The organism is Tateyamaria armeniaca, from assembly GCF_045797845.1.
GTDB classification, from domain to species: Bacteria; Pseudomonadota; Alphaproteobacteria; order Rhodobacterales; family Rhodobacteraceae; genus Tateyamaria; species Tateyamaria armeniaca.
Window position 1 is genome coordinate 182,281 of the sequence record NZ_JBHDIY010000002.1, and the last position, 24,920, is coordinate 207,200.

The window sequence follows — 24,920 nt, forward strand, 5'->3', positions numbered from 1 at the left end:
GCCACAAACTCTGCTTCGCTTGCTTCAAATCTTAAAAGACGAGGACTAGTTAATTCAATTGGCCCGTTTCAATCGATGAGAGCCAAAATGGCGTTCAAGCCTTGGAATGCTGTAGCGAGGCCGACGATAGTGGCGTAGCTAACAAGTGTTCGAACGCCATAAATCGTGGCAATTTTACGCGGGTGAAGGTCGTTACGAATGATCGTTGCTGTGTCGAATGCAAGCACTCCTACTGCCATCAAAAATAGTCCAATCCACACGATTTGTACGAAAAGGCTCCTGAGCCCAACCACCGTTACGACAGGCCCGCCCGATGTCCAAAGCAGTACGATAGATACCGGCACGACCAATGTTGCCGCCATGACGATGGCCTTCGAAAACCCGTCATCTCCTCTGATCCGGTGGAACAAGGCACCAAAAACGAACCCGAGCAAAGGCCAGAATAAAAAGGACCTGAGGATCAGCTGGAACTGTGCGATGACAGCCGTCTGCGGCGAAATCGGCTCTGTTCCCGTTGGCGCATTGTTGTTCAGAAACAATGCCCACCAACGACTCTGGATGCTTAGCAGGGTCTCGGGATCAAGAGACCGGGTGATGTCGAAAACGAGCGTAAACCCCATGCCCATCGCAAGCCCAAGCATCGCATTCTTGAAAGGGCTGCTGCGCGGACCATTGTTCAGCAGACGAAACTTGGCCGCGGCAACGTCTTGACCAAGCTCAGCTTGAAGCATGCTGCGGACTCTGGCCAGCTCGGCCTTGCGTTGGCAAAGATCATCCCAAGTGATCTCGCCTTCTGAGTAGGTCGCCTCTTCTTTCGCCGCCCGTTTCGCGATCAACGTATCCTGCTCGATCGCCCGAACGAGGTTCTTGCCTGAAACGTGCGCTGCGCTTCGCAGCGGACGATCGTTGCGCTGGGGGCGAAGAGCCAGCCGCATGAAAAGGGTGAACGAAAGCAGGACAACGAGCAGACCGATCAAAAAGGACGGCGAACTGCCCGGTACGAGCGCGACGTAACTTGCGAGAGCCGCCGCCAGCATGGGTTCGACCGAGTCGTCAGGTTCGAATGCGCGTTCCGGTCCGCGCAGGTTGTTTTCCCAGTAAAGCAGCATCAACGGCACCAACAGTGCGGCCAACACGGCAAAATCATGGAACAAGCCTAACACTTGGAAAATGATCGTCGTGAGATCCGGGTTGCCATATTGCAGCGGGTTGAAAGACAAAACTGCAAGAAAGAGCGCAGCAAGGCCAGCATAGAATGCGACCCGGTAAGATCGCATGCGTACCTTTGCGCGAAAGTGGTCATTTGGGGCCTCTGCGATTTGATTGCCCATGGTGAGCGGCAGGGCGATGCGCGAAATCACCTCACCGAAGCTTTGGAGTATGAGCCCCACGACGGAAATGAACGCTGCAAATCTCAGAATGACAGCGATGTTGTCCCACATGGGATTGATCGAAAGGCCATACTCAGCCGTTTGCCCGAAAACCTGGTGCGGAGTTCCGGAGAGAAGAGATATGAGGTCTGCGGCGCCAGAGAACGCAGAGACAACCGGCAAAAGTACGATACTGGCCGCACCGAGCGCGGCGATCCGCCATGCCGCCCGTGGGGCGATCGTATCCTCCAAAAACCTGCGCAGCAGCAGGAACATCATGCCAAGGCTGAAGATAGTCCAGAAAGTAACCGTGAGTGCCAAGGGTCGTGCAACTGTGTCTGCCTGGGTCAGAACGGACAGCGTGGAAGCCCACTGCGGTTGTGCCAGCATCGACAAGGCCAAAGCCGCTATCACCATCAGCGCGGCCGCATACGCAAATACGAGTAGGCGTTGAAACAAGCTGCGCTCGCGACCTTTGCCTTGGTTGATACTATGACGTGCGACAGGCGTCATCAGAGCGACAGACAAAACGGCAAGCGGAACATATTCGTTGGCGGTCGCGGAAAACGTGGCTTCAAAACTGAAGCGCAACGAACGAAAAACGCTCAAAGCCAATTGTGCCATTTCAAGCATGAGCGGCTGAACGGCCATCGCAACGACGAAGGACGCAAGGGCCACGACGGGAGGCACAAGCAGACGCAGCCTGCCGCTCAGACAAAAAAATGCGGCAAATGCAACGGCGAGAACTGGCAATCCGGCTGCGAGCGCCTCCGAGAGGGCACGCAAGGAAGCGGGCATGAGAGCTGAAATATCGTTAGTAAATGATATGAGCGTCACACTTTGTGGGGCGTCTGCTTCAGTCTCTTGCGTTGCATCTGCGGGTGGCGCGTCCCAGTCGGGGATCGACAAGGCATCGTGGTCGCCAAGACTTCCTTCCCAAATCCACGCACCGGTGCTGTCTCGCAGTGTGACCAAGCGCCCAACCGGCTCGAAAAGCGGACCGACGCCACTGACCGTGACTCTGTCACCGTTCATCGAAAGGAAATTGCCCGCATCGAAGGATAGAGGCAAAAGTGGCAGCGTGACGCGACCCGTATAGATTTCACAGGTTTGTTTGGCGTCGGAAAGTCTCGCCCTTTGGCGTTCGAATTCCTCGATCCCGAAAGCCGATGCTTCACGCAACTGCAAACCGAAGGTGCGGCGAAGAAACTCTGCCGCAGCAAGCGTCCGATCGTTGGCTTGGAACGTTCGCTGCAATGGCAGATCCTTCAAAAGACATGCCTCGAAACTCAACTCGAGTCCATCGCTTTTCACGGAAATTGTCAGGTGCCGATACACCTCGCTGACAAAGTCTACAGGTGCCTGAACGTCAACCTCTGTAATGCCATAACCTGTCGCATTCACATTGATTGCGTTCGCAGTCTCAAAGCATGCGACGCGTGCCTGAACCGCTATGTGTTGACCGCAGTCGGACGCCACCCAAATAGCATACTCTTCGTTGTCTGGCGTCGTTCCCCTACCTAGAACCATCGGGTCTGAAGGGTCCGCAGCGTGCGAAATCCACATTTCGAAGACACGTCCCGGCCGCGTTTGGGCCGACGCCTGTACAAGTCCCTGAGGCTTGTCAGAGGGCAAGACATAGCGTGGCGCCGAGTTCAATGATGCAAAAGGCAAGAAGGCGCGCTCGTGTTCCGCCAAAACCGCCAAGCGGTTTACTCCGTGACGCAGACGAACAGCAGAAGAGTTCAACAAACCTTCACTGTGACTTCCCGCATCGACGAGGTTTTCATTCAAAAACAACGCGCTTCTGCCGCCGCTAGGTACCGTGTACCAAACTCTCGCTTCGTCTGAACGATCGCAGTCATTGTGGAAAACCGGCAAATCTGTAGCAGGTGTACGAAATGCGGCTGGCGGCAGAAATGTCCCGCATTCATTCTCAACGAGAACGATCTGAGGCGCATCGTGGCGCAGTCCAAAGAGCGACAAGGCGGTTCTTAGAATTGTCGTATGCAAAATCACAAAAACAAGCAAAACGAGTGCAAGCAGGACGAATTGTGTCACAAAAATATTCTTGGTTCGCCTGTCTTTCATTTTGGCACATGCCTTCCCGCTGGAAAAGTCTTCAATTGCAAATAAAAGTATGGTACTTACTCATGGTTGTCTTTGCGACATTTTTTATTGTGCCGGTGTCTCTTTGAGAGGTTTTTCGTGCCCATATTTCGATTGATTTTTGTTGTACTTGCATTGTCTTTGACCGCCCCGGCAGTTTTTGCGCGGACTGATCCCTGTACCGTCTTGTTCATGAAAGAACTGGACGATCGGAAAAGACCACTCTTCTTGGCAGTACGCGAACATTTGGGCAGCGACGCACCCGATCCGGATTTGGTGCGGAAATCGTCCCTGGAGAGCGAAGCGCCCTATTGGGTGACGGTCACCACCGGTGCGGCCCAATGGGTGGACTGCACGGTCGGCACGAAGGTTAAGTCCGTATTCTTCCCGATTGGTCTTGTCTTGCGTCCGATTTCAGAACTGGTCGTTGACGGATCGGTGGTGACACTGTTCCAAACGGAATACGGGTTGCGTGTAATTATTCCGCGTGAAGCGATCGCTCCCGTCACGGAAAACGACGCATACTTCTTTGCCTCCGGAAACAGCGTCTACAGAGTTTGCAAGCCCGGCGACACCGAGTGTGAGGCAAGTTACCCACTGGCTTGGGATCAGACGCGCCCGGAGAATTGGCCGTTTGTTAATGGCCAGTTCTCATACCTGTATTCCGAGGATGCAGCCTCGGCAGAGGCAGCGCACACGGCTTGGCTGGAGTTCCGCTCAAAGCAAGGCGAGACCGACCCGATCAGTAACCCCTTTGAACGTTACCCGGAAACCTTCGATGAGGTCGTGGCCTGCTCGGAACAAAGGGCACTTCTTTTCTCGTTGAAGAAATCCCATGATCGTGAAGACGAAGCGGGAACGCCCGAATACCCGCGACCGGTGCGTTTCCGCCTATGCTTTCGCGACCCGAATGACGTCATTCGAACAAGCCCAATAAAGATTGTGACGAAGTCTATTGCGGACAGCATGTATGCCAACCTGTGGTCCGCGACCGCGCCCACCGACTTGCATGGCGAGATCGAAGACGTGATCCGTGCCGCTTATGATTATTCCGGTGATTTTCTCACCCGGATCGGCTGTGGCGACACGCCTCAGGTCAACAACCGGATCACGTACGGCGCACTCGTCGTAGGTGCGCAATTCAGCGACCAACCCACGAACCTGAGTGAGGTGTTGCTGGAAGACCAGACAGCCCGAGCCCGCGAGTATCACTTCAAGCCTTTCCAGACCCATATGGGCTTATCGCGAAAAGACGTCGTGTATGACGCTCCGGTTTTCAATGACATTGAACTTGTGATCGATTGCCGCGGGCGGACACCGTCGGAACCGGTGGAACTCAAAATTCACTACCAGCCGCTTTTTAATGATAATCCGCTTAGACTGGACTTAATAAAGTTGAACGAGATGTATGACACAGAGCTTGATGGCTACGGCGAAGCGGCAGACAGAGTTAGAAAACAGCGTCTGAGCGACGGCAGATTGTTTCGCATTTGTGACTTCAATGAATACACGATTTGGCGTGCTGTCTTGCACGAGGCGTTGGTTGATGCGGACAGAACACGCAAAGCGGCAAACTCGCTTGGCGTATCGGTACAGACCATGGCCGAGCACTTCACGCATCTCATTATGGCAAGTGTATTCGAGACCGACGCCAAGTTGCGCAGCCGCAGTAATCTGAGCAGCACTTGTGAATCCTAGGAGTAAAGACATGAGACAAGTAAGAAAACGCAGGACGCTTTTCGCGGCCAGCGTCTTGAGTTTCCTGCTTGTGGGCGGTGTCGCACCTGTTTGCACGGTCACGCCCGCATCTGCGAGCGACGGCCAAAAATGGTGCTGTTGCGGAGGATGCTGCGGGTGGTCGAGGAATTGTAGCGTTGTTCCGGGATGTAGCTCGTGCTGAGACTCATCTTACTCGCTGCAGTGACTATGTCCGCACTTTTTCTGCCTGCCGTCGCGTCGGCGGACCTAGGTCTGTGCTACCGTGAAGACGCGGCACCCTTTTCATATTTGAGCGATGCGGGAGAACCGACCGGTTACAGCGTTGATCTGTGCATGCGCGTGGCTGAGGAGTTGAATGTCGCAGAGCCACGCATGGTGAAAGTGACGTCTAAGAACCGGTTTGACTATCTTGGCAAGGAGTGCGCGATCCTCTGTGAGGCGACCACGATGACGCTTGAGCGACGTCGTGACATGGAGTTTAGTCTGATCGTTTTCTTGACCGGAACAGCACTGCTCTACCCGAAAGAGTTGCCGGAGGCCAACTACGAAAACACGCAAACGATGACGGTCGGCTTGCTTAGCGATACCACCACGCATCACAGGTATCTTTCCGGCAATCTGATCGGCGGACGCACCTGGCAATTCGATTTTCGTACGGTCGACAGTCATGAGATCGCTGCAGAGGGGCTTAGGTCCGGTGAGTTGCAAGCCTATATTGCGGACCGCGAAATTCTTGAGTTCTTCCTCGAAGAAAATACACAGATGAAAGAAGACTTTCAGATCGGTTTGCGCAGCCTGAGCTATGAACCCTACGCGCTGGCCGTAGCGACAGGCGATGACGAGATACGAAATGCCATCGATACTACACTTGTGCACTTGTTCAGAAGTGGGGAAATCCGGGATATCCTTGGCGAGCATGTTCCCAACAGACGATTTGACCCGCTTCTTATGGACCTTTTCCGGATCCAGATGTTACCCGATTGAGTTCGTAGATTTGAGTTGTCGCTTTTCACAAAAGGCGCATTGGAGCCTATCTCTCATGAGCGCAAGAATCGAGCAGTTCTGCTTTGGCCTTACTAGTCAGTTTGTGCGGATTAGGGCCACCTTCAGAGCAACTCACAACTAGATTTATGATCGTAAACGCAAACCCGGACCTTTCGCATGGACGCTATCAATTGTCGGGAGAAATTCCAGCTGAAACTCCGCCATTGTAGGTTGTCAGTTAAGTATTGCGATTGCGGCGTATGCCGGCTCTACGCGCATTCTACTTTTCAAGTCAGTCGCGAAGAGAGCAAAGCTGCCATTCGAACCAAATGCACTAACGGCGGAAATGTCCCGCACTTTATCAGTTCGCTGATGGCTTGATTTCGCAATCGCAGCGAATGACCGGTCTGGTGAAGCTGCACCGCCGCATTACGGCCCATGGCCAAAGTTCGCAAAGAGCCGATTGTGTTGAAAAACTCTATTTTTGGCTCTGACCTACGAAATTTCTCGCCGTACAGGCCGACGAGCTTTTGATTGCGTGGGGTTCGGCCAAATTGGCCTTTCGCCGCTCATGTGCCAGCTCTCTTCGCCTCACGAACGATCTCATCCGACTTCTTGGTATGATTGGCTTTTGCCGGAAGATCACGATGCCAGAATTTTGGAGTTTTCAACACAATTGGCCAAGCTGCAGTGTTGTTATTCCATATTGGCGGCACGCGCCAACATAAACCGACACCAATGCACAAGGGAGACCATCATTCAGGGGCCAGATGCGAAGCTTACGTTCAAAGAAAGCCTTTAGCCTCCGCCATAATTTCAGGGATGTGCGTGTATGTCACTGCGTGTCCTGCTCCCTCGATCACTCGACTAACCACTTGCTGATTCCACTTGTCGAAACGCAATTTCGCATACGGATGTGGGATGGTCTTGTCTTGATCAGCAAAAATCGCCTTCACCTTGACATTTGATTGAGAAATTAGTTGGTGTTGTCCTCTTTTGGAAGACGCCAACGCGCCCTTCAATGACGACAAGAGCGCTTCAATGTAGTCTTTGTTCTGCAGTTCAGCCAACTGATTAGCTAGGACCTGCTGAACCCCAACGTCATTTGGATAGTCTTTCGCAGCATCTTTAAACTGACTTTCGAGTGCTTTGGGTAAACCAGCCCGAAGAATCGGATCGAAAACAATCGGAACGTTTCGCGCGACAAACCTGAGCACGGGGAACCTGACAACCATTCCTGCGGGCGCGATGAGTAAGAGCCGCTCCACATCATCTACTCTGCTGGCAACAAAGCTTGCCGCTATTGCACCACCCATCGAATAGCCGACGATGTTTAAGCGTTGACTGTATAGGTTCAAAGCGCCCAGCAGCTGGCTAAGCTGGTCAACAAAAAGATCAGTGGTATGCTCGACGTCAGGTCTCGACGACTTTCCGCGCCCATATAAATCAAATGTAAGCACGCGATAACCTTTCTCGCGCAGCTTTGGTCGCAAGCCCTTCCATACGTAGCTCGCTGTTGACCAGCCATGAATACAGACAAGCATCGGCTTACCTTCTTCGGGATCAAGCTCGCAATAGGTTCGGCCATGTTTGAGGTCTAGATAAAACTTCTGTGGATCGTCCATAGGTTTGCCTCAAATCCGCTGACAAGATACAAATGATTGGAAAACAACGCGTTTGGCGATCATCCCTCGAAAGACGAAACAAACTCCGGTCCGCCCAAAAAATGTCAGTCCATCCAGTCGGCGATTAGCCCAGCTGTTCTGGGATTTGCCAAGTAACCGTAAAATTTGTGCGGATTCGCCTCTCCATTAAATGCCCAGCAATTGTAAATCCGTTGGTCCTCAATCTCTTCAACAAAGTTGAACTTTAGCATTGCTCGGAAATCGTCTTTCAAAGATGGATCATGGCTGATGAAGTCATCGTAAGCAGCGATATTTTGCCAACTTTTGATGATACCCTTGGGGAATTTGTCAGTTCCGCCACTATGGTTGCGCTCATCGGCATCATAGAGATTAGCCTTAACGCCGGCTTCACCCAGCGGAGAGCCCAATGTCAAAAAGAGTGAAACCGGATTCTTCTGCATTCTGAACGTCCTTGTACTCACTCATTCTGGAGAATTTCCACAGAACGTCGTAGGAGACCATGGTACCCATCGAATGGGAGACCAGGCAAACATCCTCACCGTTGATAAGCGCGTTCTTGAGCGGGGTGTGAAGCCTCTCGCGGACACGCGAGCCAACTGTCCTTTGCATCAAATAGGCGGCCAAATCCGCAGTAGCAAATTTGATGACTTTTTCGTTCAGCAACGTTGCCGTTGTCAGCGCACTGACGGTTGAAGCCAGCCTGGCCAAGTTGTCGCGCCAAATCTTACTATCATTTTCCTTGACTACCGTTTTGTAGGCGCGCTTGTTAAAGTCGCTGAAGCGTTCCAGGCTATCAATTGCGTCCGAATAACCTTCACTGGGAAGGCAAGGTGCATTTGGTGAACTTTCGGAGTCTGGGTCTTTAGCAGTTAGTTCGTCACGGACTTTCTTAGACTTCTTAGCTAAAATACTATTATTAACGTCGCCATAGTAGACGTAGTCGATTGGGACAGTTCCAGCAGCAACTTTCTCGGCTTTCTCCGGGTCAACCCGTTTCAAACCTTGCAATAACGCACGTTCAAGTAGCTTGGCGTGTTCTTTTTTGACGGTTTGGTGCTGCGTCCATGAATCAAAATAATGCGTTGAGTCAAATCGATCTCCCGTCTTCATCTAAAATTTTTCATCCCAAACAAGTGACAGCGTCAGTTTTTTTTCACTAGAAATCAAGTTCCCCGACAAAAAATGTTTCAAGCTCAACGTCCGAATTCGCCTAATCTGCCGCTTTAGCCTTCAGGCTGAAAGCGCACACCACATAATTTGAGACCTATGGATGGCACTTTCAGCTATTCGTTGGCTGATTGCGAATGTCGGCAACGCGGAATGCAAGTGCAGCATCTTACTGCGTCAACGGATGGCGGCTCTGGGCCGATTCCACAAACTAAGCGTCGCAGGCTGACCGGCTTCAGCATCATCGCCCCAAAATTTATCCAAACTGATGTAACCCCTGGAAACGTCCTCGTCTCTGGTTAGCGTTTCCCACTAGAGTTTCCTTGCCTGAAGTATCACGATATCGTGTAGCTAGATAGGGTGGCTGCTAGGAGGCGAACCAAGGTTCGATACAGTTGGTGGATGACCCAATTTGATCCTCTTGAAAAACGTATGCCTGAAGAAGCATTCGATGCCTACCTACTGCTCTGCGAAGAAGTTTTTTTGGAAATGCAAAGGAACGGAATCTGGCTATGGCCAGACTCGCAGAATTCTGAAGATTTGATAGAGTCTGAGGATACTTAATCTATGTCCAACAAGCAGTGTTTTGCATACACCAGAGTGTCAACCGTTAAGCAAGGTGACGGCGTTTCCCTAGAAGCGCAGCATGAAGCCAATGCAGCTTTTGCACAGCGAAACGCGCTCACCATTACTAAATGTTTCGAAGAAAAAGAGACAGCCGCCAAAAGTGGACGTCCCGTTTTTGATACTGTGGTGCGATCTCTTCACGCAGGTGCTGCCGCTGGTTTAGTAGTGCACAAAATCGACCGGTCTGCTCGCAACTTTGCGGATTGGGCACGCATCGGCGACCTAGTGGATAGTGGCATCGACGTGCACTTCGCGCATGACAGTTTGGACCTGCGATCACGTGGTGGACGCCTGACCGCTGACATCCAGGCCGTTATTGCCACCGACTATGTTCGAAACCTGCGGGAGGAAAGCATCAAGGGAATGGAAGGTCGCCTCAAGCAGGGATTGTTCCCATGGGCTGCACCGATTGGATACCTTGATCAGGGTGGAGGAAAGCCAAAAGTACCTGACCCGATGCGGGCGCCACTGGTATTGCAAGCATTCGAATGGTACGCGACAGGTCAATACTCGTTCAAGACACTCCTCACCGAAATGCGTAAACGTGGTCTCACCAATCGGTATAACAAGCCAATCACCAAGGGATGCTTGGAAAACATGATGAGCAATCCATTTTATAGAGGAGTGGTGCTTCTAAAGCGAACCGGACGTAGGTACGCTGGCCAACACAAACCTATTGTGCCCCACGCGCTCTTTGATCGCGTCCAAGCGCTGAAGTCTGACAAGCAGATCAAAAAATCTACATTGCACAATCACGCCTACCGGCAACTCATCCGCTGCGCCGCTTGTGGTCGATCTTTGATTGGTGAACTGCAAAAGGCGCACGTGTACTATCGCTGCCATACTAAAGGGTGCAGCAAGACCAGCATTCGGGAAGACGTATTTGAACAGGCAATTTCGCTAGAGTTACTCGGACTTAGATTGAGCCCGGCTGATCAACATTGCTTAGAAATCAAGATGCAGCACTGGCTTCAAAAAGGACAGTGGTAGCAGACAAGAACGCGATTGAGCTGCAATTGGCAAATGCAGTGACCTGCTCCCCTTTGTGTCCGCGTTTATAAGTTAGCGCTGTTCAGGTTTTGGTCCTCTCTCGACCGTTTGTGATACTCCTGCGGGGTGAGCCCGTCGAGGCTCGAGTGCAGGCTGTGGTGGTTGTAGTCGTCGCGCCATGCCGCGATCAAATGGCGGGCATGGCGGAGGTTGTCGAACAGGTGTTCGTTCAGGCATTCCTCACGCATACGCCCGTTGAAGCTTTCCACCAGACCGTTCTGCATTGGCTTGCCGGGCGCGATGTAATGCCAGCCAACTTTGCGATCTTCCTGCCATTTCAGGATCGCATTGGAAGTCAGTTCGGTCCCATTGTCGCTGACCACCATGCAGGGGTATCCACGCATTTCAGCGATCCGATCCAATTCACGCGCAACGCGATCACCAGACAAAGACGTATCAACCACAGCGGCCAGACATTCACGGCTGAAGTCGTCGATCACATTCAGAATGCGGAACCGGCGACCGCAGGACAGGCTGTCAGACACGAAGTCCAGCGACCACCGCTGGTTCGGACCTTGCGGGATCGCCATGGGGGCTCTGGTGCCCACGGCACGCTTGCGTCCGCCCCGTCTACGAACGGTTAAACCTTCTTCGCGGTAGATCCGGTAAAGCTTCTTCCAGTTCACGTGCCAGCCTTCGCGTTTCAGCAGGATGTGCAATCTACGATAGCCAAACCGGCGACGTTCTGATGACAGCTCTTTCAGCCGACCCCGCAGATCGGTATCAGCAGGCCGCTTCGACACGCGCCGATAAACACGCGGATCAATACCTGCCAAAGCACAGGCCCGCTTCTGAGTGTATCGCTTCTCTTTCATGGCCCAGCTCACCGCTCTTCTGCGTGACCCAGGCCTCAAAGTTTTTTCCCAGCATTTGCTTGAGCGTCGACACGTCCATCATCTGCTCGGCCAGCAGTTTCTTGAGTTTGGTATTCTCGGCCTCAAGCGCCTTCAGCTTCTTTGCATCAGACACTTCCATGCCGCCATATTTGGATCGCCATTTGTAAAAGGTCGCATCGCTGACACCATGCTTGCGACACAGATCAGCCGCCGTCGCGCCTGCCTGATGCTCCTTCAATATCCCAATAATCTGTTCTTCGCTGAAACGGCTTCTCTTCATCGTCTGTCTCCTTGTTGGAGAACAGGCTAACTCAGAACACCGGACTTTTCAGGGGAGCAGGTCACAAGACACGTCGACCCGAGCAAGACCGTTGCAATCCAGTCATTTGATCTGCTGAAGCAATAGGATGACTTCTAGCCAAGTGAGAAAATTTGTTGTGCACCAGACCGGGACAGAACTCGAACTATGAAATCGATCCGCGAAGCCATTGATCAGTTGAATGATCTTCAAATTGGTTAAGACCGCTAGAACTCCACAGTGTTGGAAGAGTGTCCCTGACTGTGGGCTTATCCGAGTCACTGTTCGACAAGACATGAAGCACTAATTTGTCATGATGCCTAGCCGAGCTGCTTTTTTCGTGGTGCAGACCAGACCGTGCCGCATACAGAACTATCGAGCAAGTACTCGAGCTGCTCGACGATAATTGGACTTCGCCCCAGCAATGCATGTTCAGTTTCTGATAACCCCTTGATGGTGACTCAATCCTCACACAGGTTGCCCTTTCAATTGAAAACCACCTTAATCCTGCTCGAACTTGAAAAAAGAAACTCTATGTTAGAATGGCTATATGGCGTTTTGGCGACCGACACTATCTGTAACCGCAATATTTGCTCTTTTGTCTGTCGCCTCGTTAAGCCATAGCAACGATTGGCCAGGGCATCCAAATACAACGTCCGAAACAGCTAAGAACCTGTATCTTAGCGCATGGCCACTTCCTCTGATACTTGAGGGTCAAGAAATGGACCTTAGACGGGAACTAATCTGGAATAATTTCAACTTTGGCTCTGTGCGACTGAGCTTCACACACCCAGTCTTTTACATGATACAGCTTGCATTATCGGTCTTTTTCCTGATCGCCGTCCGCCGAATAGCAGCGCACCTGCTCCTAAGAACAAGAAGCTGATAGAGGCCGACAGTGGTACTGGAGCAACTGTTGCATAACCGCCAGATTCAGTCGAACGATAAACGTTTCCAGCTTTGACAGAGATTGATGCAAATTGGCTTGACTTTCCATTAGAAGTGTCGAAAACACCCAACGTTCCGGATAAGATATCTTCTGTTGATATTCCAATAATACTCTCGTTTATTTGATTTCCAATCGTGAACTCAAAACTTGGGTGAAATCGGCTTCTACCAAAAACAAAAAATGGAGAGAAATCGTTCATTGCAAACCTAAAAATGCCATCCACGAAGAACTCGTCAATACGATGAAGATGTGGGTCGCCGTCCAAGCTTGCGCCGAGCAAGAGATCTACCGCGAAGAAGTTATAATCACCCAGAATAGTTGACTGCCCTAAACCTACGATGGAATCAAGTGCATTTTGTATATTGATGGAAGCGGTTTGATAGTCAAAAATTCCCGGAAGGTCGTAACTTCCAGGCGTCAGTCCCTCGGCTTCTAGGTCATTCCTCGATTCACCAAGTACGTGCGCCCTTAAATGATATTGTGGATTTACAAATCCCGCCAACGCTCTGACCGGATCGTCAATTGCGGAGTCGCAACTCGAACCTAGACAAGTCACCAAGCTTCTAACGCCCGAAAAACGTTCTAAATCGCCATCAAATACGTAGTCCATTACTTCGGGTACGCTAGGATCATCAATGTGCGGAAGACCAAATCCGTGTCCAACTTCGTGAGCAATAGTAGTTGCAAGGTCAGCGATTGATAGGTCCATCTCATCTTTGAATATCGTAACTTCGCCGTCGCGACGTCTGTCAAACCGGTCTATTCCCCATGTTACGAAATACTCGACGCTCTCACCAAAACTCTCGCTTTCATTGGTGATGTCGTGCGCTTCACCAAATTGTTTCACGGAACTATCTGGCGCAAACGTCACCTCTAAAACGCTCTGATAGCTGTGAGGAACATCGTCAGGATCTCCTATCACGACGTCGACATTGACGCCTGATCTCTCATAAAATATTTCTCTGACTTCAGTGCGTAAATCCTCGATATTTGGAAGATAAATTTCAAAAGTCTCATTTGAAACGTCAGATATGCACGTGTTGGACGTTACTAGTCCGGGGCAGTTTCTAGACACAAACGCAGAGGCGGCATCGATTGTGGGGTTGATAAAGACTGCTGCTTTCGCCGATTTTTCGACGGGCTCCACTACCTCCCCAAAAGAAATCGACGCTTCATCAATTGAATACGAAATTGATAGGAAATCCGTCGTGTTTTCACCAACACCGGCGGTTGCACCGATAAAGCCACCGCCAAAATTCTTTGTATCGATTGCGTAGGAGAAATCGACATCGCCTTGCTTCGAAGGTAGATCTTCGCTTGATACAATCGGAGTAGGAGAATTCGGTTGGGGATCAAAAAATAATACTTCCGAAGACCTGACCTTCCATTCTTCAATCTGTGGACCTTCGTCAATTACGTCGCCAAAGCCTAAGGCGCTGCGTCTTTCCCCAGGCGCATACTCAAACTCGTGAGTGACATCAGCGTACTCGAGCGCACCGCTCACATCCCAACCACCGACATTCAATTCGAAGCGATTTATGATTGAGCTTGGGAACCTGTACTCGGTTGTGTCTCCAAGTTCTTGAATGGCGACGTTACCTGTATCATATGTGATCCTCCCACTCACCACCTGTCCCACTTGTAGCTCAGTGGGAATTTCTGTTGTCACACCCAGACTGAACGCCGAAGAGCTGTCAACTTTTCCTGAAAAAGTCAGGGTCACTGTTGCGGCTGAAGCAATGGTCGCCGAGAACAAGGCCACTGCTGCAGCCATGAATATCTTTTGCGTATAGCCGATCAAATTCCCCCAAACCTATTGGTTGAGATTCTCAGGAAGGTGGCGACGAGTCAATAATCGTGTCTTGGCCTTCTGCGTCGTGTCCGCTTCCTGCAACGCCCTTCGTTACGAGAACTGGCTGCAAGCTAGATCCAGGGCATTTGGCATTGATTGGACACACAGCGCTAAGCATCTTGGTACCTATGCAGAATAGGACTTAGTTCACCTTGCAAAAAAGGATATCCCATGCAGCCTCGATGCTTTTTCGCCAATACCAGTGGACTGACCGCTTCTACATAGGCTCGTTGTCTTGAGCCTATACCGAGCCTAATAAACCACCGCCTCCGCTAAGTCTTTGATAAAATGGTGCCCGGGGGCGGAATCGAACCACCGACACGAGGATTTTCAATCCACTGCTCTACCCCTGAGCTACCCGGGCACGGGATGAAGGCGCGGGCCTTCTGGGTGGACGCGTGATAGGACGAAGACCAAACGCTGTCCATAGCCAAACACACAAATTTACACGCGCTGTCGCAAATCACGCATGTCAGTGTGTTGTCGGCTCCTCACTCTCCGCAATGTCATTGTCTTCCTCGCGTTCGGACGGGATCGCGTATCCACCGTTGACCCATCGCGCCAGATCGACATCCGCGCACCGGCGCGAGCAAAACGGGCGATAGGCGACAACCGTGTTACGCTGGCAGATGGGGCAACTCATGACAGCAACCGTGACAGAGGCAGCCGCGCCCGTTTGCGTTGCAACTCGAAATGACCAAGGGGGGTCCATCCGGCCAGCACAGTGTCCACGTCATCGCCACGCAAGGCAGTGCGCAAGGCAGATTCAAACGTCCGCCGTTCTTTCTTTGGCATCGGGGCGAGATCGATGGTGATCTGTCCGCCAAGCCCTCGCACCCGCAGGGCGGCGGGCAATGCACGGGCGCAGGCCATATTGGCCTTGAGCCCGGCGGCAAATGATCCGTCGGCACCTGTGTTGACGTCTACAGCCACAAGGGCGCGCGTCTCTTCCACGAACATCGACGCACTTGCGCCAAGTGGCACACGGACGCCCTGCGCCGCGTCAATGGCGTCCAGAACACCGTGACTTTCGAAACATCCCGGCTGCGTTACAACCTCCGCCGGGCCAACCCAATCGCGCCAGGCAAGCACGTGCGGACCATCGCCCTGCGCAAGCGTCTCGGGGTCTGTGCCTTTGTCAGATGTGACCTGTTCTGCGAGATCGCGCATCGCCTCGATATCTTCTGCGATATCTTCTGCATCGGCCTCCGCCGCAGCCGAGCGCAGGATGAGGCCCATTGTGCTGCCCTCCATCCCGTCATGGGCGAGAGCGAGCAGTTCGTCGCGCAGATCGTCGTCGCGAATGCTGCGCGACAGGTTCAAACCCGGCGCATCAGGTGTGACGATGGCAAAGCGGCTTTTGAACAGCAGTTTGTGGGTGACCGGAATGGCTTTGCCGGGTTCGGCATATCCTGTGACCTGCACCTGAACGACTTCACCAGCGCCAATGCCCTTCACACCGCGCAGATAGGCCTGACCGTCCGGCGTTCGCAGAAAAATACCACCCTGCCCGGCCACGGGTCGATCCGTCACCGCGCGGTAGACGGTGCCGGGACGGGGGGCATCGCTGTCGATCAACAGATCGCTGAGGCGGCCGTCCACCATCAGCGCAGCTGCTTCGCGCTCGCCAATATGGTCCAGCAAAATTTGAGTGCCCTTCATGCCCACACCTTCATGCCTGCGGCCTGCAAGAGGCCCGCTGTTTCGGCCAAGGGCAGCCCGACAATGCCCGTGAAAGACCCCGAAATCCATGGAATTAACGCCCCGGCAGGACCTTGGATGCCATAGCCGCCTGCCTTGCCGCGCCAGTCGTCAGTGGCGATATATGCGGCGATCTCGGGGGCGGACAGAGCTTTCATCCGCACAATGCTGACGACATCCTTTTCCCAGATGCGGTCGCCCTTGCGCACCGCAACAGCAGTGATCACGCGATGACGCCGGCCTGACATGGCCTTGAGGAACGTACGTGCCTCGTCTGCATCTGCCGGCTTGCCGAGGATACGACGGCCCAGGGCGACCGTGGTGTCGGCGCAGAGCACGATGTCATCCGGCTCGGCAGCGACCGCAGCCACCTTTTCCCGCGCCATGCGGGCGCAGTAGGGGCGCGGCAGCTCAGCCTTCAGCGGGTCTTCGTCGATGTCGGGTGCGCGCACGGCATCTGGCACAATGCCCAATTGCCCGAGCAGCTCAAGCCGTCTCGGGCTGCCTGATCCCAGCACAAATGCCATGGATCAGAGTTACTTGAACCGATAGTTGATGCGGCCCTTGGTCAGGTCATAGGGGGTCATTTCCACCTGTACCTTGTCGCCTGCCAGAACGCGGATGCGGTTCTTGCGCATTTTTCCTGCCGTGTGTGCGATGATCTCATGGCCATTTTCAAGCTCGACCCGAAACGTCGCATTGGGCAGGAGTTCCTTTACGACACCGGGAAATTCGAGCGTATCTTCCTTGGCCATGGTCTCTCCTTTATTACCTCAGGCCCGCGTGAGACGCGGACGCGCCACTAAATGCGCCTGCGCGGGCCATAATTCAAGGGGTAATCAAGCCAGTGATGTGACTGTGACAGGATCGGCACGACCCTGTTGCAGGTCCCAATGGCGGCGGTTCAGCACCACGCCATCCCGGCGGACCTCGGCGATGGCAGCCACATCGACATCTCCGTAAACCCAGCCCGGTACGTTCAGTTCGCCCAGCGCGATGATGCCGGTGTCGGGAAAGCCGCGATCTGGCGGGCCAAAGATGCCACCTGCCCCCGTGCTTGTGTCGACGGCGGGCGACCATGGGGCTTCGCCCACAATCGATGACATCACCGTCACGCATTGGTTTTCGAGGGCGCGGGCCTGTGCCCCGATGCGCACGCGCGAATAGCCTGTCATCGCTTCGGTGACCGAGGGCACCAGAATGATGTCGGCATCCGCCAGGGCACGGCCCAGAAGCGGGAATTCGCTGTCATAACAGATCAGTATGCCGATCTTTCCAAGGGCCGTATCAAACAGCTGCAATGGCCCGCCGGGCGCCACATCCCAGACTTCCGCCTCGAACCGCGTCATAATCTGCTTGTCCTGAACAGCCCGCGCGCCCGTCGGTGTGAACAGTCGGGCGCGATTGACGGGCCGCGTGACACCGTCCGGCAATGCATCTGTTGCGGGGCCTGACGCGGCAAGAATGTGAACGCCGTAGGTCGCTGCCAGATGCGCGTGTAGGGCATCTGCATCGCCAAGCCGTTCAGCGACAGCATGCAGCGACGCTTCAAGATCACCTGCGACGTCCAGACCAGCCAGAGTGGCCAGCTCCATCGCACCGTATTCCGGAAACACCAGCAGGTCCGCACCATGGTCTGCGGCCTCATCAACCCAGGCCGACAACTTGTCTTCATAGGCGGCCCAATCGGGCAGAACATCCAGCGGGTAGGCGGCAGTGGCGACTTTCATAAGGCCATGATGCCCAGCACAGCACAGACTGGCAAGAGGCGACTACCATCACAAAATCCGAATATGGAACCCACGATTTCCATTTTCTTATTGACGCAACCCAAGCACAGTTTCAATAAACGCAAAACTGCACGAAGGGTCCTTAAATGTTGAGCAAAGGTGTCACGCTGCGCGGCCTCGAAGTGTTCGAGGCACTGGCGGCAACCGGATCTGTCGCGCAGGCCGCCGCGTCCACCGGCCTCAGCCAGCCAGCGGTCAGCCAGCAATTGCGTAACCTTGAAACGGCGCTTGCCACCGACCTAATTGACCATGGCAAGCGTCCCATGCGGCTGACCCCTGCGGGTCACAGCTTTCTCGCGCGGGCCGAGGCGGCGCTTAGCCAATTACGTCTTGCCCAATCCGAACTGACTGTGATGGATCTGGCGCACTTGTCGGCCCTGTCCATCGGCGTGATTGACGATTTCGAAAATGACCTGACGCCCCGACTTGTCACCATCCTTGCCGACAGTTTGACCCGGTGCAAGTTCACCCTCGCCACCGCCCCCAGCCATGAAATCCTGCAGGCCATCACCGATAAGCGCCTGCACATGGCGATTTCGGCCAGCGACGGGACGATGCGCGACGCCGTGCTGGAATACCCGCTGGCGCGCGATCCGTTCATTCTCGTCACTCCGAAAGGGCGCGCCAAGAGTGATGAATTGCTTGCCAGCCTCAAGTCACTGCCGTTCCTGCGCTATGAACGCGAGCAATTGATCTCGCGCCAGATCGAGGCGCATCTGGCACGTCAAAAACTGGACCTTGCCGACCGCTTTGAAATCGGCAGCCATTTGGCCCTTATGGCGATGGTGGCGCGCGGCATTGGCTGGGCGGTCACCACCCCGCTGGGCTTTATGCGGGCCGGGCGGTTCCACGACGAGGTCGACGCCTACCCCCTGCCCTTCAGCCCGTTTTCACGCACGATTTCGCTTTATGCCAGTGCGGACTGGGCCGGGAATGTGCCCACGGACGTGGCCACCACAATGCGCCGCCTGATCCAGACCCATATGATCGACCCCGCCCTTGGCCACCTGCCGTGGCTGGCCGGAGAGTTGCGCCTGCTCGACGGTTGAGCCCCTTGCCAGCGCACCGCGCGCTTGATCAGATGGTGTGCAGAACAAAAGGCGGCACCCATGGCACACCCTTCAATCGTCATCCTCACCGGCGCAGGCATCTCTGCCGAAAGCGGCCTTGGCACCTTTCGCGACGAGGGCGGGCTGTGGGCCCAGCACCGGATCGAAGACGTGGCCACGCCCGAAGCGTTCGCGCGCAACCCGCAGCTTGTCGTAGACTTCTACAACACGCGGCGCGCACAGGCCCATGACGCCACACCCAATGCGGGTCACACAGCCCTTGCCCGCCTTCAGGCCGAATACGACGGCGACGTGCTGCTGGTCACCCAGAACGTAGACAGCCTGCATGAAAAAGCAGGCAGCCGGGATGTGGTGCATATGCACGGGCAACTGGACTCGGCCCTGTGCGGGGCATGCAGCCATCGCTGGTCCGCCCCGTTGAAGATGACGGTGGGCGAAGCTTGCCCGCGCTGCAGTGAACCCACCGCACGACCCGACATCGTCTGGTTCGGCGAAATGCCCTATCACATGGACCGGATCGAGGACGCTTTGTCCAAAGCGGACATCTTTGCCGCCATCGGCACCTCGGGCAACGTGTATCCGGCAGCGGGGTTCGTGCAGATGGCTTCTTATGTCGGGGCACGGACGGTCGAAATGAACCTCGACCCGTCCGAAACCGTGGCACTTTTCGAAGAGACACGCCCCGGCAAAGCGTCGGTCACTGTTCCGGCATGGGTCGAGGACATCCTCGGCCAGTAAGGCCGGAGGATGCCGCGCATTTAATTCGAGACGTCTGAATGGCCTCCATGCGCCCCGGCTTGCGGCGCGCGTTCATTGTCGACGGGAATGGTGACAACGACGTCTCCCGCCTCTTCGAAGACCAGCGTCAACTCGATGTCGGCACCCTGTTCCAGCGGGCCGGTCAGGCCCATCAGCATGACATGTTCACCGCCACGCTTCAGGGTGATCGTTTCACCTGCGGCAACGGCAAAGCCTTCCTCGACTTCGCGCATCTGCATGATGCCGTCACCGGTTTCGACATGGGTGTGCAGCTCGACCCGCTTGGCGGCGTCGGTCCGTGCAGAAATCAGGCGGTCATCCGTTCCGCTCATATTATGCAAGGTCATGAAGGCCGCCCCTGACTTCGCCGCTGGGCTTGCGGCACGGGCATATGGATCGTTCACCATGATGCTGTCAGCAACAGCGGGCAGGGCAAAGAAGGTGGCGGCCGCAAGGGCCATCAATGGTTTGGACAAGGACATGCGTGTCCCCTTTTCTTGATCTGAGTGTGTATTGAGGTCTGCTGGGCTCAGATCAGGCGCGGCGGTGCGCGGGCCATGGCGTGACCCGGCACGCTCAGGCACACAGCGTGGTCAGGTGCCATCCCGGTGAACTGCGCAAAAACAGGGGCCGGTCCAAGATCAGCCGCGCCCATCGCGATCACATCAAACCCGTGCAGGGCACAATCAGGGCAATGATGCGGGGCCTGCGTTGGCATGCCATCCGAGTCGATATAGACAACGCTTGTCTGAGTGCCGGCGCAGATCACCATCTGATCGACGGCCCGCTCACTGCCACGCGCCATCCCTGTGCCGTGGCTTGTCACCACCAGCATCAGGCACAGCGCAAAGGACAACAGGTGTCGGATCATGGCGCAAGCCTATGCGATTGGCCTGCCACGCTCAACTGCGACACTTGGGCCCGCAGGCAGCGCGAACGATACCAAATGGGCCAAAGCGGTCCGCACATACGAAAAAACCCCGCCTGACCGAACAGACGGGGCTTTGATCATCAGTCAGAAAGTGCTCAGGCGCTGGCGGCCTGCGCCTTCATGATCTCTTTCTTCACCTTCAGCACGCTGGCGGACAGTTCGGCGTCCTTGGCTTTGGCCAAGAACTTGTCCAGACCGCCACGGTGGTCCACTGTGCGCAGGGCTGCGGCAGAAATCCGCATCTTCACGCCGCGGCCCAGTGTTTCGGATTGCAGCGTCACATCGTTCAGGTTCGGCAGAAAGCGCCGACGTGTCTTGTTGTTGGCGTGGCTGACATTGTTGCCAGTCATCGGGCCTTTACCGGTCAATTCGCATACACGCGACATGGCTTGTCCTCGTCATCTGATGCGAAAGCAGACCTTTCGCAAATATAAAAAGGGCACCGCGAGGCAGTACCCGGGAATCTGGTCTGCGCGTGATTAGGCCCAAGGTCCGTCCGCGTCAACCCCAGACAATCGCTGGACGGGCTTCAAACCGCGTCCTTGCGGCGCAAGTGGGTTTGGACCAGTTCGCGTGCCGCCACGACCGGAGTCAGCGCGCCCTCTGCCACCTGCGCGGCAAGGGCGTCCATGGCATCGCGTACATCTGCGTCACGCAATTGGGCCAAAAGGGCCTCGCGCACTTCTTCCTCGAACCAGTACCGCGCCTGCGCAGCACGGGTCGCATCAAAAAAACCTTCTGCACGGCGCCAGTCCACAAGGCCCTGCATGTCAGCCCATGCAGCCTCCAGCCCCTCTTCGGCCAAGGCCGAGACCATCATCGCACGCGGGAATCCTTCGGGATCCTGCGGACGCTTGCGCAACAGGCGCAACGCACCCGCATAATCGGCACAGGTGCGGGTCGCAGCCGCCTTCAGATCGCCATCGGCCTTGTTGATCAGGATCATGTCCGCCATCTCCATGATCCCCCGCTTGACCCCCTGCAATTCGTCTCCGCCCGCCGGTGCAAGCAGCAAAAGGAACACATCCGCCATCTGCGCCACCACCGTCTCGGATTGCCCCACGCCCACGGTTTCGATCAGCACAACGTCAAAGTCGGCGCCCTCACACAAGGCCACCGCCTCGCGCGTGCGCCGCGCCACACCGCCCAGATGCGTGCGAGAGGGCGAAGGACGGATAAAGGCGGCCGGTTCCCGGCTGAGGCGATCCATCCGCGTTTTGTCCCCCAGAATGGACCCACCCGACCGGGTCGAGCTGGGATCAACGGCCAACACTGCAACGCGCAAGCCCTGTGTGATCAGCATCATCCCGAAGGCTTCGATAAAGGTCGACTTGCCCACACCCGGCGTGCCCGAAAGGCCGATGCGCAGGGCCTGGCGTTCACGGGGCAGGGCTGCGATCACCTCCGCCCCCTGCGCCTGATGATCGGCGCGCGCACTTTCGACCAAGGTGATCCCACGGGCCAATGCCCGGCGTTCGCCGCGCGCAATCCGCGCTGCCAGATCGGTGGTGTCCATCGCCTGCTCCCCTCGTCGCTTTGGTTGTGGGAAAGGCGCGCGCAAATGTCCAGTGTTGGCGCAGCCGACCACTTCGGCCATAAGCGCGCTCATGACGGCCACACTCCCCATAGATGTGATCCTGCCTGACCTGATCGACACGTTGCGCGACAAAGGGCGCGCCGTGCTGCAAGCGCCTCCCGGGGCGGGTAAAACCACGCGCGTGCCCCTTGCGATGCTGAATGCCGGGCTGACACGCGGCAAAATCCTGATGCTGGAACCCCGTCGCCTCGCCGCCCGCGCCGCCGCTGACCGGATGGCCGCCACCTTGAGCGAAAAAATCGGGCAAACCGTCGGCTATCGCATCCGTGGTGACGCCGCCGTCGGCAAAGACACCCGGATTGAGGTCGTCACCGAAGGCATCCTGACCCGGATGTTGCAGGACGCACCCGACTTGCCCGGCATCGGGGCGGTGATCTTTGACGAATTCCACGAACGCTCGCTCAACGCGGATCTCGGCCTCGCCCTTTGCCTCGAAGTCGCCGAAGCGCTGCGCGACGACCTGATCATGCTGGCCATGTCCGCCACATTGGACGCCGAACCTGTCGCCGACGTCATGCAGGCACCGATCCTGACCAGCGCAGGCAAAAGTTTTGAGGTGACGCCGCACTGGCTGCCGAAACCGCTGCCCAAAGAGACACGGTTCGAGGTCGCTATGTCAGACCTGATCCTGCAAGCGCTGCACACCGCCGACGGTTCCCTGCTCGCTTTCCTCCCCGGTGAGGGGGAAATCCGTCGTACCCTTGCCCTGATCGAGCCCCGCCTACCTGATGGCACAACCGCGCATCCGCTTTTCGGGGCAATGGATTTCAAGGCACAGCGCGCCGCAATCACCCCGTCGGACAAACGCAAGGTTGTGTTGGCCACGTCCATCGCCGAAACCTCGCTGACGATTCCCGACATCCGCATCGTGGTCGATGGTGGGCGCTCACGCCGCGCGCAGTTCGATGCATCCTCTGGCATGTCGCGGCTGGTCACCGAACGGGTCACCCGCGCAGAGGCCACACAGCGGATGGGCCGTGCAGGCCGGGTCGCGCCCGGTGTCGCCTACAAGCTCTGGACCAAGGGCGAAGACGGGGCGATGGCCGCTTTCCCACCACCCGAGATCAGCAGCGGAGACCTCGCAGGTTTCGCGCTGGAACTGGCGCTGTGGGGCGGCACAGACACGCTGCGCTTTGTCACGCCGCCACATGCAGGGCGACTGGCCGAAGCGCGCAGCCTATTACAGATGCTGGGCGCGCTCGACGCGGAGTTACGCATCACAGATCACGGACGGGCACTCGCACGCCGCCCCCTGCACCCGCGTCTTGCGCATATGCTGGTGAGCGCCGGTGGGCAGGCCGCAACTCTGGCCGCCTTGCTGGCCGAACGCGACCCATTGCGCAATCGCGGCACAGACCTTGCCCTGCGCCTGCGGGCCATCGACAATCCAAACGGCTTTCCGGATGCGCATCGCGGGGCCATCGCGCGGATCAGGGACGAAGCCAAGCGGCTGAAACGCGGCACGAAAGACGAACCGCACCTGACACTGGGCGAGATGGCGGCCCTCGCCTATCCCGACCGGATCGGCCTGCGCCGGACGGGCGATGCCCCGCGCTATGTGCTGTCAGGGGGCAAGGGCGCGATCCTGCCGCAGGGCGATGCGCTGTCCGGCCACCGTCTGATCGTGGCCACGGACCTTGACGGCGACCCGCGCGAAGCGCGGATCAGGCAGGCCGCAGCCTTTGATGACACTTCACTCGGCGCCCTGTTCGGCGATCAGATCGCGTGGAAAGACCTGTGCGTCTGGTCCAAACGAGACCGGGCCGTGCTGGCGCGCAGGCAACGGACTTTCGGTGCTCTGGTTCTGGAGGATCAACACTGGCCCGATGCACCGGATGAGGACATCGCACAGGCCATGCTCGATGGCATTCGCGAGTTGGGGCTGAAACCGTCACGCGGGGCGCGTCGGCTGATGGCGCGAGCGGCGCTGATGGGCGCTGATTTTCCTGACCTGGACGAAGCCACGCTTATCGACACGCTCGACCACTGGCTCCTGCCCCATCTTACTGGCGTGCGAAACGCAGCCGATTGGAAAGCCTTCGACATCCTGCCCGCGCTGCAAGCCCATCTGGGCTGGGACAACATGCAACGGCTCGACCGCGCTGTCCCGGCGCATTTCACAACGCCTCTGGGGCGCAGGATCGCCATCGACTATGACGAGGCAACACCGGGTATCAATGTGCGCCTGCAAGAGATGTTCGGGGTCACAACGCATCCAATGGTCGGGCAGTCGCCATTACAGGTTACGTTGCTGTCCCCCGCCCAGCGCCCGATCCAGATCACGTCGGACCTGCCGAGGTTCTGGGCAACGTCCTACCAGGATGTGCGCAAGGACATGCGCGGACAATACCCCAAACACCCCTGGCCCGAAGACCCGACCGAGGCGGACCCGACCTTGCGCGCCAAACCGCGAAAGTAACACCCGCAGGGCTCCCTTCTTCTCTCATTCAAAAATCTTGGGGAGG

Annotated in this window: 21 protein-coding genes and 1 tRNA gene; 6 read left to right on the forward strand and 16 right to left on the reverse strand. The window is 55.9% G+C overall.

What is annotated here, in order from left to right:
- Positions 1–68: 68 nt before the first annotated feature.
- A complete protein-coding gene (locus tag ACERZ8_RS00955) occupies positions 69–3,461 on the reverse strand; it encodes a hypothetical protein (RefSeq protein WP_407590257.1) in 3,393 nt (1,130 codons plus the stop codon).
- A 210-nt stretch (positions 3,462–3,671) separates the two neighbouring features.
- Between ACERZ8_RS00955 and ACERZ8_RS00960 the strand changes: the two genes are divergently transcribed.
- Positions 3,672–5,177, forward strand: coding sequence for a hypothetical protein (locus tag ACERZ8_RS00960; protein WP_407590258.1), 1,506 nt, complete (start codon positions 3,672–3,674; stop codon positions 5,175–5,177).
- Between the two features lie 228 nt (positions 5,178–5,405).
- Complete coding sequence (locus tag ACERZ8_RS00965; protein WP_407590259.1) at positions 5,406–6,182, forward strand: transporter substrate-binding domain-containing protein; 777 nt, start codon at positions 5,406–5,408, stop codon at positions 6,180–6,182.
- 785 nt (positions 6,183–6,967) lie between these two features.
- On the opposite strand, the gene ACERZ8_RS00970 is transcribed toward ACERZ8_RS00965, so the two are convergent.
- The 3 genes from ACERZ8_RS00970 to ACERZ8_RS00980 form a co-directional block, all read right to left on the reverse strand.
- On the reverse strand, positions 6,968–7,807 hold the full coding sequence (locus ACERZ8_RS00970; RefSeq protein ID WP_407590260.1) for an alpha/beta fold hydrolase: 840 nt from the start codon (positions 7,805–7,807) through the stop codon (positions 6,968–6,970).
- A 104-nt stretch (positions 7,808–7,911) separates the two neighbouring features.
- A complete protein-coding gene (locus tag ACERZ8_RS00975) occupies positions 7,912–8,268 on the reverse strand; it encodes a hypothetical protein (protein ID WP_407590261.1) in 357 nt (118 codons plus the stop codon).
- A complete protein-coding gene (locus tag ACERZ8_RS00980) occupies positions 8,216–8,938 on the reverse strand; it encodes a hypothetical protein (protein WP_407590262.1) in 723 nt (240 codons plus the stop codon). Before ACERZ8_RS00980 ends, ACERZ8_RS00975 begins: the two co-directional genes overlap by 53 nt.
- Positions 8,939–9,562: 624 nt before the next feature.
- On the opposite strand from ACERZ8_RS00980, the gene ACERZ8_RS00985 reads away from it, so the two are divergent.
- Positions 9,563–10,612: a recombinase family protein gene (locus ACERZ8_RS00985; protein WP_407590263.1), complete on the forward strand. Its 1,050-nt coding sequence runs from the start codon at positions 9,563–9,565 to the stop codon at positions 10,610–10,612.
- 65 nt (positions 10,613–10,677) lie between these two features.
- On the opposite strand, the gene ACERZ8_RS00990 is transcribed toward ACERZ8_RS00985, so the two are convergent.
- The 8 genes from ACERZ8_RS00990 to ACERZ8_RS01025 form a co-directional block, all read right to left on the reverse strand.
- Positions 10,678–11,788 (reverse strand): IS3 family transposase gene (locus ACERZ8_RS00990; protein ID WP_407590264.1). Its coding sequence is split into 2 segments (ribosomal slippage): positions 10,678–11,527 and positions 11,526–11,788, totalling 1,113 coding nucleotides; the frame shifts between segments, so codons are not numbered across the junction.
- Between the two features lie 800 nt (positions 11,789–12,588).
- Positions 12,589–14,556 (reverse strand): hypothetical protein, encoded by a 1,968-nt coding sequence (locus ACERZ8_RS00995; RefSeq protein WP_407590265.1) that lies wholly within the window; start codon positions 14,554–14,556, stop codon positions 12,589–12,591.
- Between the two features lie 340 nt (positions 14,557–14,896).
- Positions 14,897–14,971: transfer RNA gene (locus tag ACERZ8_RS01000), tRNA-Phe, on the reverse strand.
- A 108-nt stretch (positions 14,972–15,079) separates the two neighbouring features.
- Positions 15,080–15,250, reverse strand: coding sequence for a DNA gyrase inhibitor YacG (locus ACERZ8_RS01005; protein ID WP_407590266.1), 171 nt, complete (start codon positions 15,248–15,250; stop codon positions 15,080–15,082).
- On the reverse strand, positions 15,247–16,269 hold the full coding sequence (locus tag ACERZ8_RS01010) for a ribonuclease E/G (RefSeq protein ID WP_407590267.1): 1,023 nt from the start codon (positions 16,267–16,269) through the stop codon (positions 15,247–15,249). The genes ACERZ8_RS01005 and ACERZ8_RS01010 overlap by 4 nt, the downstream gene beginning before the upstream one ends.
- The gene (locus tag ACERZ8_RS01015; RefSeq protein ID WP_407590268.1) at positions 16,266–16,835 is read right to left on the reverse strand and encodes a Maf family protein; all 570 of its coding nucleotides are present in this window, start codon (positions 16,833–16,835) and stop codon (positions 16,266–16,268) included. The genes ACERZ8_RS01010 and ACERZ8_RS01015 overlap by 4 nt, the downstream gene beginning before the upstream one ends.
- 9 nt (positions 16,836–16,844) lie before the next feature.
- A complete protein-coding gene (gene infA / locus ACERZ8_RS01020) occupies positions 16,845–17,063 on the reverse strand; it encodes a translation initiation factor IF-1 (protein ID WP_005978431.1) in 219 nt (72 codons plus the stop codon).
- 84 nt (positions 17,064–17,147) lie between these two features.
- Complete coding sequence (locus tag ACERZ8_RS01025; protein ID WP_407590269.1) at positions 17,148–18,038, reverse strand: carbon-nitrogen hydrolase family protein; 891 nt, start codon at positions 18,036–18,038, stop codon at positions 17,148–17,150.
- 146 nt (positions 18,039–18,184) lie between these two features.
- Here ACERZ8_RS01025 and ACERZ8_RS01030 point away from each other — a divergent pair, with 146 nt between their 5' ends.
- Together ACERZ8_RS01030 and ACERZ8_RS01035 are read left to right on the forward strand one after the other, a co-directional pair.
- Positions 18,185–19,147 carry a LysR family transcriptional regulator gene (locus ACERZ8_RS01030; protein ID WP_407590270.1) on the forward strand — a complete coding sequence of 321 codons (963 nt, stop codon included), beginning with the start codon at positions 18,185–18,187 and terminating at the stop codon, positions 19,145–19,147.
- Positions 19,148–19,207: 60 nt separating this feature from the next.
- Positions 19,208–19,906 (forward strand): NAD-dependent deacylase, encoded by a 699-nt coding sequence (locus ACERZ8_RS01035; protein ID WP_407590271.1) that lies wholly within the window; start codon positions 19,208–19,210, stop codon positions 19,904–19,906.
- A 20-nt stretch (positions 19,907–19,926) separates the two neighbouring features.
- Here the strand turns inward: ACERZ8_RS01035 and ACERZ8_RS01040 are convergent, their stop codons facing one another.
- From ACERZ8_RS01040 to meaB, 4 genes are all read right to left on the reverse strand, one after another.
- Positions 19,927–20,409: a copper chaperone PCu(A)C gene (locus tag ACERZ8_RS01040; protein ID WP_407590272.1), complete on the reverse strand. Its 483-nt coding sequence runs from the start codon at positions 20,407–20,409 to the stop codon at positions 19,927–19,929.
- A gap of 47 nt (positions 20,410–20,456) precedes the next feature.
- Positions 20,457–20,798 carry a hypothetical protein gene (locus ACERZ8_RS01045; protein ID WP_407590273.1) on the reverse strand — a complete coding sequence of 114 codons (342 nt, stop codon included), beginning with the start codon at positions 20,796–20,798 and terminating at the stop codon, positions 20,457–20,459.
- Between the two features lie 155 nt (positions 20,799–20,953).
- Positions 20,954–21,244 (reverse strand): 50S ribosomal protein L28, encoded by a 291-nt coding sequence (gene rpmB / locus ACERZ8_RS01050; RefSeq protein WP_407590274.1) that lies wholly within the window; start codon positions 21,242–21,244, stop codon positions 20,954–20,956.
- Between the two features lie 143 nt (positions 21,245–21,387).
- On the reverse strand, positions 21,388–22,374 hold the full coding sequence (gene meaB / locus ACERZ8_RS01055; protein ID WP_407590275.1) for a methylmalonyl Co-A mutase-associated GTPase MeaB: 987 nt from the start codon (positions 22,372–22,374) through the stop codon (positions 21,388–21,390).
- Between the two features lie 91 nt (positions 22,375–22,465).
- Here meaB and hrpB point away from each other — a divergent pair, with 91 nt between their 5' ends.
- Positions 22,466–24,874 (forward strand): ATP-dependent helicase HrpB, encoded by a 2,409-nt coding sequence (gene hrpB, locus ACERZ8_RS01060; protein ID WP_407590276.1) that lies wholly within the window; start codon positions 22,466–22,468, stop codon positions 24,872–24,874.
- The last annotated feature ends 46 nt before the right edge of the window (positions 24,875–24,920 follow it).

What these genes read in the sequence shown, in the direction of transcription:
- ACERZ8_RS01040 (WP_407590272.1), bottom strand. Translation starts at nt 20,409, where the DNA reads ATGTCCTTGTCCAAACCATTGATGGCCCTTGCGGCCGCCACCTTCTTT.
- ACERZ8_RS00955 (WP_407590257.1), bottom strand. Translation starts at nt 3,461, where the DNA reads ATGAAAGACAGGCGAACCAAGAATATTTTTGTGACACAATTCGTCCTG.
- hrpB (WP_407590276.1), top strand. Translation starts at nt 22,466, where the DNA reads ATGACGGCCACACTCCCCATAGATGTGATCCTGCCTGACCTGATCGAC.
- rpmB (WP_407590274.1), bottom strand. Translation starts at nt 21,244, where the DNA reads ATGTCGCGTGTATGCGAATTGACCGGTAAAGGCCCGATGACTGGCAAC.
- ACERZ8_RS01025 (WP_407590269.1), bottom strand. Translation starts at nt 18,038, where the DNA reads ATGAAAGTCGCCACTGCCGCCTACCCGCTGGATGTTCTGCCCGATTGG.
- ACERZ8_RS01005 (WP_407590266.1), bottom strand. Translation starts at nt 15,250, where the DNA reads ATGAGTTGCCCCATCTGCCAGCGTAACACGGTTGTCGCCTATCGCCCG.
- infA (WP_005978431.1), bottom strand. Translation starts at nt 17,063, where the DNA reads ATGGCCAAGGAAGATACGCTCGAATTTCCCGGTGTCGTAAAGGAACTC.
- ACERZ8_RS00960 (WP_407590258.1), top strand. Translation starts at nt 3,672, where the DNA reads ATGAAAGAACTGGACGATCGGAAAAGACCACTCTTCTTGGCAGTACGC.
- ACERZ8_RS00985 (WP_407590263.1), top strand. Translation starts at nt 9,563, where the DNA reads ATGTCCAACAAGCAGTGTTTTGCATACACCAGAGTGTCAACCGTTAAG.
- ACERZ8_RS01010 (WP_407590267.1), bottom strand. Translation starts at nt 16,269, where the DNA reads ATGAAGGGCACTCAAATTTTGCTGGACCATATTGGCGAGCGCGAAGCA.
- ACERZ8_RS00970 (WP_407590260.1), bottom strand. Translation starts at nt 7,807, where the DNA reads ATGGACGATCCACAGAAGTTTTATCTAGACCTCAAACATGGCCGAACC.
- ACERZ8_RS00980 (WP_407590262.1), bottom strand. Translation starts at nt 8,938, where the DNA reads ATGAAGACGGGAGATCGATTTGACTCAACGCATTATTTTGATTCATGG.
- ACERZ8_RS00975 (WP_407590261.1), bottom strand. Translation starts at nt 8,268, where the DNA reads ATGCAGAAGAATCCGGTTTCACTCTTTTTGACATTGGGCTCTCCGCTG.
- ACERZ8_RS01030 (WP_407590270.1), top strand. Translation starts at nt 18,185, where the DNA reads ATGTTGAGCAAAGGTGTCACGCTGCGCGGCCTCGAAGTGTTCGAGGCA.
- ACERZ8_RS01015 (WP_407590268.1), bottom strand. Translation starts at nt 16,835, where the DNA reads ATGGCATTTGTGCTGGGATCAGGCAGCCCGAGACGGCTTGAGCTGCTC.
- ACERZ8_RS01035 (WP_407590271.1), top strand. Translation starts at nt 19,208, where the DNA reads ATGGCACACCCTTCAATCGTCATCCTCACCGGCGCAGGCATCTCTGCC.
- meaB (WP_407590275.1), bottom strand. Translation starts at nt 22,374, where the DNA reads ATGGACACCACCGATCTGGCAGCGCGGATTGCGCGCGGCGAACGCCGG.
- ACERZ8_RS01045 (WP_407590273.1), bottom strand. Translation starts at nt 20,798, where the DNA reads ATGATCCGACACCTGTTGTCCTTTGCGCTGTGCCTGATGCTGGTGGTG.
- ACERZ8_RS00965 (WP_407590259.1), top strand. Translation starts at nt 5,406, where the DNA reads ATGTCCGCACTTTTTCTGCCTGCCGTCGCGTCGGCGGACCTAGGTCTG.